Genomic DNA, 8,858 nt, shown 5'->3' on the forward strand with positions numbered 1-8,858 from the left:
CCCGGCGCCAGGGACCGCCCCCGAAAGCCTGCCGGAAGAAAGGCCGGAAGAAAGGCCGGAAGAAAGGAACGCAGATCATGTCCACGCACTGCACGTCCACGACGACCGTGGACCAGCGGGTAGCGACGGGTGAGGCGCACGGCAAGGCCATCCTGCTCGGCGAGCACGCCGTGGTCTACGGCGCCCCCGCCCTCGCACTCCCGCTGCCGCAGCTGAAATGCCGGGCCACCGTGCGCCGTACGACCGGACCCGGCGCCGTTGTCTCCCGCCTGCGCCTTCCCGCACCCGGCCCGCACAGCGCCCCTGAGGAGGCGGCAGGGGACATACCCGAGGAGCTCCTGCTGCTCCTGCGCGCCTTCACCGAACGGGCCGGCCTCGGCGCGTCCCCCGCACTGGAGATACGGCTCGACAGCCGCGTCCCGCCGTCCCGCGGCCTGGGATCCAGCGCGGCCGACGCCCGCGCGCTGGTCCGCGCGCTCGACGCCCTGTTCGGGACCCGCCTGGACGAACAGGAGATCTTCGACCTCGTGCAGGTGTCCGAGCAGTCGGCGCACGGCCTGGCCAGCGGCATCGACGCGCTGACCACGGGACGCGAGCGGCCGGTGCTCCTCGCCGACGGCCGGACCCGTACCCCGCAGGTGGGCGCCGGCTTCCACATCGTCGTGGCCGACAGCGGCAGCGGCGGCAGCACCAAGAAGGCCGTCGGGATGCTGCGGGACGCCTTCGCGCGCAACCCGGACCACCGCACACGGTTCGTCCACCGCTCGACCGGATTCACCCGCGCCGCGCTCGACGACCTGGCAGCCGGTCGCCTCCCCGCCGTGGGCCGGCACCTCACCGACTGCCACCAGATGCTCGCCGACCTCGGCCTGACCACCGACCGCACCGACGCGCTGGCCCGTACCGCCCTCGACGCGGGCGCGCTCGGAGCCAAGATGAGCGGCGGCGGGCTCGGAGGCTGCGTCGTGGCCCTGACCACCACCGTCGCGCACGCCGAGTCGGTCTCCACCGCGCTCACCAACCGTACGGGCGCCCGCACCTGGACGACCGCCGTCGCGAAGGGAGCCGGACATGACGGCCCGTGAGACAGCGGTGGCCGTCGCGCACCCCAACATCGCCCTGATCAAGTACTGGGGCAAACGCGACGAACACCTGATCCTGCCCTTCACCGACAGCCTGTCGATGACGCTCGACGTGTTCCCCACGACGACCGCGGTCCGGCTCGACCCGGACGCGGCGGCGGACCACGTCGTCATGGACGGCGCCCCCGCCAGGGGTGAGGTACTGCGCCGCGCCACCACCTTCCTGGACCTTGTACGCGAGCGCGCCGGACGCCCCGAACGGGCCGTGGTCGACACTCGCAACACCGTGCCGGTGGGAGCCGGACTCGCCTCCTCCGCCGGCGGATTCGCCGCGCTGGCCCTGGCCGCGGCCCAGGCCTACGGCCTGCCGGGCGACGCCGAGCAGCTGTCCCGGCTGGCCCGCCGCGGATCCGGATCGGCCGCGCGGTCCGTCTTCGGCGGCTTCGTCGTCTGGCACGCCGGCCGTCCCGACGCCCCCGACCCCGACCGTGCCTCCTACGCGGAACCGGTCACGGACGCCCGCCTGGACGCCGCGCTGGTCGCCGTCGTCCTGGAGGAGGGCCCCAAACCCGTGTCGAGCAGGGAGGCCATGCGGCGCACGGTCGCCACCTCACCGCTCTACCGGGACTGGGTGACAGACAGCCGCATCGACCTCGCCCGTATGTACACGGCGCTGCACGACGGCGACATGGCGGCCGTCGGCGCGATCACCGAACGCAACGCCCTCGGCATGCACGCCACCATGGAGGCCGCGCGACCCGCCGTCCGCTACCGCACCGCCGCCACGGACGCGGTGCTCGGCCACGTCCGCCGACTGCGCGAGGAGGGCGTCGGCGCCTGGGCGACGATGGACGCCGGACCCAACGTCAAAGTGCTGTGCGCCTCCGCCGACACCCGGCGGGTCGCCGACCGGATGCGCGAAACCACCGACGCCCGGGTGATCGTGGCGCACAGCGGCCCCGGTGCCAGACTCCGGCAGGTGACGGCGTGACGGCGGCCCGGACCACCCGCCACGCACCCGGAAAGCTCATGATCGCGGGGGAGTACGCCGTCCTCGAACCGGGGCGGCCCGCAGTCGTCGTGGCGGTCGACCGGTACGTCACCGTCACCGCCACGGCCGCCGAGGGCGCGGACGTCGTGATCGACTCCGACCTGCTGGGCCACGAGGTACGGCTGCGCCGCGCCGGACAGGGTCTCGAAGCGCTGCCGGGACAGGATCCGGCGCTCGTACGCGGTGTGCTGGCACACGTCGTGTCGGTCGTGGAGACGATCGACCGCCTGCGGACCGAGCGGCGGCTCGGCCTCGCGCCGGTACGGCTCTCGGTGCGCAGCGACCTGCACCGCGCAGGCGTCAAGACCGGCCTGGGATCCAGCGCGGCGGTCACCGTCGCGGCCACCCGGGCCCTGGCGGACCACTACGGCATGCGGCTGTCCCCCGAGGACAGCTTCCGGCTCGCGCTGCTGGCCTCCGTCCGGGTCGACGCGGGCCCCTCGGGCGCCGACCTCGCGGCCGCGACCTGGCGGGGATGGGTGTCCTACCGGTCACCCGACCGGCAGAGCCTGCAGGCCGGCCTGCACCGGCACGGCGTCGCGCACACCCTGCGACAACCCTGGACGGACTGCGCCGTCCGGCCGCTGCCGCCTCCCACCGGGCTCGCCCTGCATGTGGGCTGGAGCGGCAGCCCGGCGTCCACCACCGCCCTCGTCGCCGACCTCGCCACCCGGCCGAAGTGGCAGGGTGCCCTGCGGGCCCGCTTCCTCGACGACAGTGAGGAGTGTGTGTCGGCCGCCGAACGGGCGCTGCGACACGACGAGCCCGAAGGACTCCTGGACGCCGTGCGCACCGCCCGCGGCCTGCTGACCCGGCTCGACGCGGAGACCTCCCTCGGCATCGTCACCGCACCCCTGCACCGCCTGTGCGAGGTGGCGGAGTCCTGCGGCGCCACCGCCAAACCCTCCGGCGCGGGCGGCGGCGACTGCGGCATCGCCCTGCTCCCGGCCCACCGCTCCGCCGCACTGCTGCGCCTGCGCTGGACGGCGGCCGGCATCACCCCCCTGCCACTCGAAGTGACCGCCGGCCTCGCCGCCGACCCCGGTGCCGAGGACCGGACCGTTCCCGAAGACCGGACCGTTCCCGACGTCTCCCCATCTCTGCGAGGACATACCCGATGACCGCACACCGGAAGGACGACCACGTACGACTCGCCCACGCCCAGCACACCACCGAAACAGAGCCGCCCCCGGGCGGGCCACCGAGTCCGAACCCGTTCGACGAGGTGCGCTTCGTGCACCACGCGCTCGCCGGCACCGACCGGGAGAAGGTCTCACTGGCGACCCGCTTCGCCGGAGTCGAGTGGCCGGTCCCTCTGTACATCAACGCCATGACCGGCGGCAGCCCGCGCACCGGCGAGATCAACCGCGACCTGGCCGTCGCCGCCCGCGAGACCGGACTGCCCATCGCCACCGGCTCCATGAGCCCCTACCTCAAGGACCCCGGCACGGCGTCCACCTTCACCCCCGTGCGCCGCGAGCACCCCGACGGCTTCGTCCTGGCCAACCTCAACGCCGAGGCCACCCCCGAGCAGGCCCGCCGGGCCGTCGGCCTGCTGGACGCCGACGCCCTGCAGATCCACATCAACACCGTGCAGGAGACCGTCATGCCCGAGGGCGACCGGTCCTTCGCCCACTGGGCCACCGGCATCGAACGTATCGCCGCCGCCGTCGACGTCCCCGTCGTGGTCAAGGAGGTCGGCTTCGGACTGAGCGGACGGACCGTACGCGAACTGGCCTCACTGGGAGTGCGCGCCGCCGACGTGGCCGGCAGCGGCGGAACCGACTTCGCCCGCATCGAGAACGGCCGCCGGGACCGGCCCGACTACGCCTACCTGGAGGGCTGGGGCCTGAGCACCCCGGCCGCGCTCCTCGACGCCCGTGACTGCGGTCTGCCCCTGCTCGCCTCCGGCGGCGTACGCAACCCCCTGGACATCGCCCGCGCCCTCGCCCTGGGCGCACGGGCCGTCGGCGCCTCCGGCCCCTTCCTCACCACGCTCCTCGACGGCGGTATGGACGCCCTCGTACGGCACATCACCACCTGGCTGGACCACCTCACCTCGCTCATGACCCTGCTCGGCGCGCACAGCCCGGAAGCACTCGCCGACTGCGACGTCCTGCTGACCGGCTCGCTGCGCGCCTTCAGCCTCGACCGCGACCTCGTCACGACCGCGGAGAAAGGAGTCACCGCATGACCGTCACAGCAGAGCCGCCGACCGACCTCACGACGGCAGGCGTCCCCCTGCGCTGGGTGGGCCCCGTACGCGTCACCGGCAACGTGACCGCCACCGAGACGGAGGTGCCCCTGGCCACCTACGAGTCCCCGCTGTGGCCCTCCGTCGGCCGCGGCGCGAAACTCTCCCGCCTGGTCGAGCGAGGCATCCGCACCACCCTCGTCGACGAGCGGATGACACGGTCCGTCCTGGTGGAGGCCGACGACGCGGCCGCCGCCCACACCGCGGCCCGCGCCGTCCAGAACGACCTCCCACGGCTACGGGAGATCACCCGCGAGAGCAGCCGCTACGCCCAACTCCTCGACGTCCGCCACGAGATCACCGGACCGCTGCTGTTCGTCCGCTTCGAGTTCGCCACCGGCGACGCCTCCGGCCACAACATGGCCACCCTCGCCTCCGACGCCCTGCTCGCGCACCTCCTGGCCACCGTCCCCGGCATCCGCTACGGCTCCATCTCGGCGAACTACTGCACTGACAAGAAGGCCACCGCCGTCAACGGCATCCTCGGCCGCGGAAAGAACGTCGTCGCCGAGATCCTCCTGCCCCGGCACATCGTGGAGGACCACCTGCACACCACAGCCGACCGGATCACCGCCCTCAACATCAACAAGAACCTGGTCGGCACCCTGCTGGCCGGCGGCATCCGCTCGGCCAACGCCCACTACGCCAACATGCTCCTCGCCTTCTACCTGGCCACCGGCCAGGACGCGGCGAACATCGTGGAGGGCTCCCAGGGCGTCACCTACACCCAGGACCGCGACGGCGACCTGTACTTCTCCTGCACCCTGCCCAACCTGGTCCTCGGCACGGTCGGCAACGGCAAGGGCCTCGGCTTCGTCGACGCCCACCTCACCCGGCTCGGCTGCCGCGAGGACCGGCCCGCCGGCGAGAACGCCCGACGGCTCGCCGTCCTCGCCGCCGCCACCGTCCTGTGCGGCGAACTGTCCCTCCTGGCCGCCCAGACCAACCCCGGCGAGCTGATGAAGGCCCACAACCGATTCGAACGCGCCACGGGAGACGCCCATGCCCGCTGAGACCGCCATCGGCATCCACGACCTGTCCTTCCGCACCACCAGTCTCGTCCTCAACCACTCCGAACTGGCCCGCTCCAACGGCACCGACGTCGCCAAGTACCACAAGGGACTCGGCCAGCACGCGATGAGCGTCCCCACCGCCGACGAGGACATCGTCACCATGGCCGCGGCCGCGGCCCTGCCCTTGGTGCAGCGGCACGGCCCCGACCGCATCCGCACCGTCGTCCTCGCCACCGAAAGCTCCATCGACCAGTCCAAGGCGGCGGGGGTGTACGTCCACTCCCTGCTGGGACTGCCGCCGCACGTCCGTGTCGTCGAGGTCAAGCAGGCCTGCTACGGCGCCACCGCCGCACTGCAGTTCGCCGCCGGGCTGGTCCACCGGGACCCCGACCAGCAGGTCCTCGTCATCGCCAGTGACATCTCCCGCTACGACCTCGACAGCCCCGGCGAAGCCACCCAGGGTGCGGCGGCCGCCGCCATGCTGGTCTCGGCCGACCCCGCCCTGCTCGAACTCACCGGTCCCTCGGGCCTGTTCACCGCGGACGTGATGGACTTCTGGCGCCCCAACTACCGCGCCACCGCACTGGTCAACGGCAAGGAGTCGGTCACGGCCTACCTCGACGCGGTCGAGGGCGCCTGGCGGGACTACCGCGACCGCGGCGGCCTGCCCCTGGAGGACTTCCGGGCCTTCTGCTACCACCAGCCCTACACCCGGCTGGCCTTCAAAGCGCACCGGACGCTGCTGGAGACGTGCGGGGCGCGCACGGACGAGGACACGCTGCAGCACGCCGTGGCCCCCACCACCAGCCACAACGAGACTGTGGGCAACAGCTACACGGCCTCCGTGTACCTCGCTCTCACCGCCGCCCTGGAGAACTGCTCCGACCTGGACGGCCGCACGCTCGGTCTGTTCAGCTACGGCTCCGGCAGCGTCGCCGAGTTCATCGCCGCCCAGGTACGCCCCGGCTACCGGTCGCACCTGCGTGCCGACGCGCACCGAGAGGCCGTCGGCACCCGGCAGCCCATCGACTACGAGACCTACCGCGGGCTGCGCCTGCAGAACCTGCCCACCGACGGCAGCTGGTACGAACTGCCGCACCAGACCCGTGGCCCGTTCCGGCTGGCGGCCCTCCGCGACCACCAGCGCATCTACGAGGCCGCCTGACCTCCAGCAGCTTCCCGGCCTCGGCGGCGCGTGCTCCACGACCGGCACCGGACGTCCGACGCGCCGCGGCACAGTCCGTCTCCGCACACCCGGACCGATCGGAAACGAGTCGACATGGCCAATCCTTCAACCGCTGTCCCCGTCGCGTCAGCCGTCGGTGTGCTGGGCACCGGTTCCTGCCTGCCCGGCAACGTCGTCACCAACGAGGAGGTAGGAACGCCGGCCGGGGTGACACCGGAGTGGATCGTGCAGCGGACCGGTATCCGGGCACGCCGCTGGGCCAAGCCCGACGACATCACCTCCGGCCTGGCCGCGATCGCCGCGCGCACCGCCCTCGCCGACGCCGGCATCGGCGTCGGCGACCTCTCCCTGGTCGTCGTGGCGACCTCCACCCCGGACTCGCCGCAACCCCCCACCGCTGCCGCGGTCGCCGCCGAACTCGGCGTCCCGCCCGGCACGCCCGCCTACGACATGAACGCCGTGTGCAGCGGCTTCGTCTTCGCCCTGACGACGGCCGAGCGGATGCTGAACGGCACCGCGGGGCACGCCCTGGTCGTCGGCGCGGACATCTACTCCCGCATCCTCGATCCGGCCGACCGCCGCACCGCGATCCTCTTCGGAGACGGCGCGGGCGCCGTCGTTCTGGGTCCCGTCCGAGGAAAGGGCGTGATCGCCACCCACCTGGCGTCGTTCCCCGACCACCGTGACCTGATCCGCGTCCCGGCGGGCGGCAGCCGCATCCCGGCCTCACCCAAGTCCCTTGCGGACGGTCTGCACTGCTTCACGATGGACGGCCGGGCCGTGCGCGCCTTCGTCGAGGACCACGTCGCACCGATGATCCACGACTTCCTGCACGAGCACGGTGCGCCCGCGTCCGGCGCAGACGGACCGCGTGTCCACTTCGTACCGCACCAGGCCAACGGCCGCATGATCGAGAAGCTGGCGGCCGATCTGGGCTTCCCGCCGGAACGCGCCCATGTGACCGTGCGGGAGTACGGCAACACCGGGGCGGCGTCCGTGCCCGTGACCCTCGACCACGCGGCGAAGCGGCTGGCATCGGGCGATCTCGTTCTGCTGGCCGGCTTCGGCGGAGGCATGGCAGCCGGACTGGCCCTCCTCGAATGGGAGCCTGCGCCCACACGTCGCCGCTGATCCCACCGCGCAATCGGCTCTCACGCACGGCGTACTGCGACTCGTTGTAGAGTGTGAAAACAGCACTTGACCTGCAAAAATGCAGGCAGGGAGCCTACATGTGGGAGTACCTCGATGTTGCGAACCATGTTCAAATCAAAGATCCACCGTGCCACCGTCACCCAGGCCGACCTGCACTACGTCGGCTCCGTCACCATTGACGCCGACCTCCTCGACGCCGCCGACCTGCTGCCCGGCGAGCTGGTCCACATCGTCGACATCACCAACGGCGCCCGCCTGGAGACGTACGTCATCGAGGGCGAGCGCGGGTCCGGCGTCGTCGGTATCAACGGCGCGGCGGCCCACCTCGTGCACCCTGGAGATCTGGTGATCCTCATCAGTTACGCTCAGGTCTCCGACGCCGAGGCCCGTGCGCTGCGACCGCGCGTCGTGCACGTGGACGGCGACAACCGGATCGTGACGCTGGGCACGGACCCGTCCGAGCCGGTACCGGGCTCGGACCAGGCACGCAGCCCGCAGTCCGTCCCTGCCTGACCTCCCGCCCGCGAACACCCACGAGGAGAGTCCATGAGCGAGATCACGATCCGTGACGACCGTGAGGCCGGCCGCCTGGAGGCGTACTCCGGTGACGGTGGCAGCGACGGTGACGGTGCCGGTGCCGAGGTGACAGGTCGCATCGAGTACTTCGTCCTCGAAAGCCCCGGCCGCGCGCTCGTCCCGGTGCACACCGTCGTGGAGCCCGCCCATGAGGGCAAGGGCATCGCGGGCTCCCTCGCCCGTGAGCTGTACGCCCTCTCCGCACGCGAGGGCATGCAGGTCGCTCCGCTCTGCTCGTACGTCGTGAAGTGGGCCGAGCGTCATCCGGACGAGGCACCGGTGGCCGATCCCGCGCTGCTGAGCGCGGCGAAGGACTGGCTCGCGGCCCACCCTGGCCGCTTCTGACGGGCCCTGTCGGGTGTTCTGACGACGGACGACGGGGTCCGGCGTAGGACCACCTGGCCCCGTTCGTCCCGCGACGGGGTGAGTGGGTGCGCGGGGTCCGGGTAGGCGGGGCGTGTGCGCCGAGATCGAGCCATTGTTGATGATCCTTCCGCCCTGTGGGTCCTGCTCCTTCATCTGCCGGTAGGCCGCCTGCGCGCAC

Annotated in this window: 9 protein-coding genes and 1 pseudogene; 9 read left to right on the forward strand and 1 reads right to left on the reverse strand. The window is 72.3% G+C overall.

Annotated features, from left to right (window positions below):
• The first annotated feature begins 77 nt into the window (after positions 1-77).
• The 9 genes from mvk to AB0D14_RS07550 all read left to right on the forward strand — a co-directional run bounded on the left by mvk (position 78) and on the right by AB0D14_RS07550 (position 8,659).
• Positions 78-1,085 (forward strand): mevalonate kinase, encoded by a 1,008-nt coding sequence (mvk, locus tag AB0D14_RS07510; RefSeq protein WP_362775779.1) that lies wholly within the window; start codon positions 78-80, stop codon positions 1,083-1,085.
• Positions 1,072-2,073 carry a diphosphomevalonate decarboxylase gene (mvaD, locus tag AB0D14_RS07515; RefSeq protein ID WP_362775781.1) on the forward strand — a complete coding sequence of 334 codons (1,002 nt, stop codon included), beginning with the start codon at positions 1,072-1,074 and terminating at the stop codon, positions 2,071-2,073. Before mvk ends, mvaD begins: the two co-directional genes overlap by 14 nt.
• Positions 2,070-3,254 (forward strand): phosphomevalonate kinase, encoded by a 1,185-nt coding sequence (locus tag AB0D14_RS07520; RefSeq protein ID WP_362775782.1) that lies wholly within the window; start codon positions 2,070-2,072, stop codon positions 3,252-3,254. Before mvaD ends, AB0D14_RS07520 begins: the two co-directional genes overlap by 4 nt.
• The gene (fni, locus tag AB0D14_RS07525; RefSeq protein WP_362775784.1) at positions 3,251-4,327 is read left to right on the forward strand and encodes a type 2 isopentenyl-diphosphate Delta-isomerase; all 1,077 of its coding nucleotides are present in this window, start codon (positions 3,251-3,253) and stop codon (positions 4,325-4,327) included. The genes AB0D14_RS07520 and fni overlap by 4 nt, the downstream gene beginning before the upstream one ends.
• Complete coding sequence (locus AB0D14_RS07530) at positions 4,324-5,400, forward strand: hydroxymethylglutaryl-CoA reductase (protein ID WP_362775786.1); 1,077 nt, start codon at positions 4,324-4,326, stop codon at positions 5,398-5,400. The genes fni and AB0D14_RS07530 overlap by 4 nt, the downstream gene beginning before the upstream one ends.
• A complete protein-coding gene (locus tag AB0D14_RS07535; RefSeq protein WP_362775788.1) occupies positions 5,390-6,565 on the forward strand; it encodes a hydroxymethylglutaryl-CoA synthase in 1,176 nt (391 codons plus the stop codon). The genes AB0D14_RS07530 and AB0D14_RS07535 overlap by 11 nt, the downstream gene beginning before the upstream one ends.
• 114 nt (positions 6,566-6,679) lie before the next feature.
• Positions 6,680-7,717, forward strand: a complete 1,038-nt coding sequence (locus AB0D14_RS07540) for a ketoacyl-ACP synthase III (RefSeq protein ID WP_362775789.1) — start codon at positions 6,680-6,682, stop codon at positions 7,715-7,717.
• A 114-nt stretch (positions 7,718-7,831) separates the two neighbouring features.
• The gene (panD, locus tag AB0D14_RS07545) at positions 7,832-8,251 is read left to right on the forward strand and encodes an aspartate 1-decarboxylase (RefSeq protein ID WP_362775791.1); all 420 of its coding nucleotides are present in this window, start codon (positions 7,832-7,834) and stop codon (positions 8,249-8,251) included.
• A 33-nt stretch (positions 8,252-8,284) separates the two neighbouring features.
• Positions 8,285-8,659 (forward strand): GNAT family N-acetyltransferase, encoded by a 375-nt coding sequence (locus tag AB0D14_RS07550; RefSeq protein WP_362775793.1) that lies wholly within the window; start codon positions 8,285-8,287, stop codon positions 8,657-8,659.
• Between the two features lie 105 nt (positions 8,660-8,764).
• Here AB0D14_RS07550 and AB0D14_RS07555 read toward each other — a convergent pair.
• Positions 8,765-8,858, reverse strand: a pseudogene (locus AB0D14_RS07555) (3-oxoacyl-ACP reductase); the annotation flags it as partial.

The sequence above is a fragment of the Streptomyces sp. NPDC048484 genome, assembly GCF_040651415.1.
Taxonomy (GTDB): domain Bacteria; phylum Actinomycetota; class Actinomycetes; order Streptomycetales; family Streptomycetaceae; genus Streptomyces.

What these genes read in the sequence shown, in the direction of transcription:
- AB0D14_RS07550 (WP_362775793.1), top strand. Translation starts at nt 8,285, where the DNA reads ATGAGCGAGATCACGATCCGTGACGACCGTGAGGCCGGCCGCCTGGAG.
- mvk (WP_362775779.1), top strand. Translation starts at nt 78, where the DNA reads ATGTCCACGCACTGCACGTCCACGACGACCGTGGACCAGCGGGTAGCG.
- AB0D14_RS07530 (WP_362775786.1), top strand. Translation starts at nt 4,324, where the DNA reads ATGACCGTCACAGCAGAGCCGCCGACCGACCTCACGACGGCAGGCGTC.
- fni (WP_362775784.1), top strand. Translation starts at nt 3,251, where the DNA reads ATGACCGCACACCGGAAGGACGACCACGTACGACTCGCCCACGCCCAG.
- AB0D14_RS07535 (WP_362775788.1), top strand. Translation starts at nt 5,390, where the DNA reads ATGCCCGCTGAGACCGCCATCGGCATCCACGACCTGTCCTTCCGCACC.
- AB0D14_RS07540 (WP_362775789.1), top strand. Translation starts at nt 6,680, where the DNA reads ATGGCCAATCCTTCAACCGCTGTCCCCGTCGCGTCAGCCGTCGGTGTG.
- panD (WP_362775791.1), top strand. Translation starts at nt 7,832, where the DNA reads ATGTTGCGAACCATGTTCAAATCAAAGATCCACCGTGCCACCGTCACC.
- mvaD (WP_362775781.1), top strand. Translation starts at nt 1,072, where the DNA reads ATGACGGCCCGTGAGACAGCGGTGGCCGTCGCGCACCCCAACATCGCC.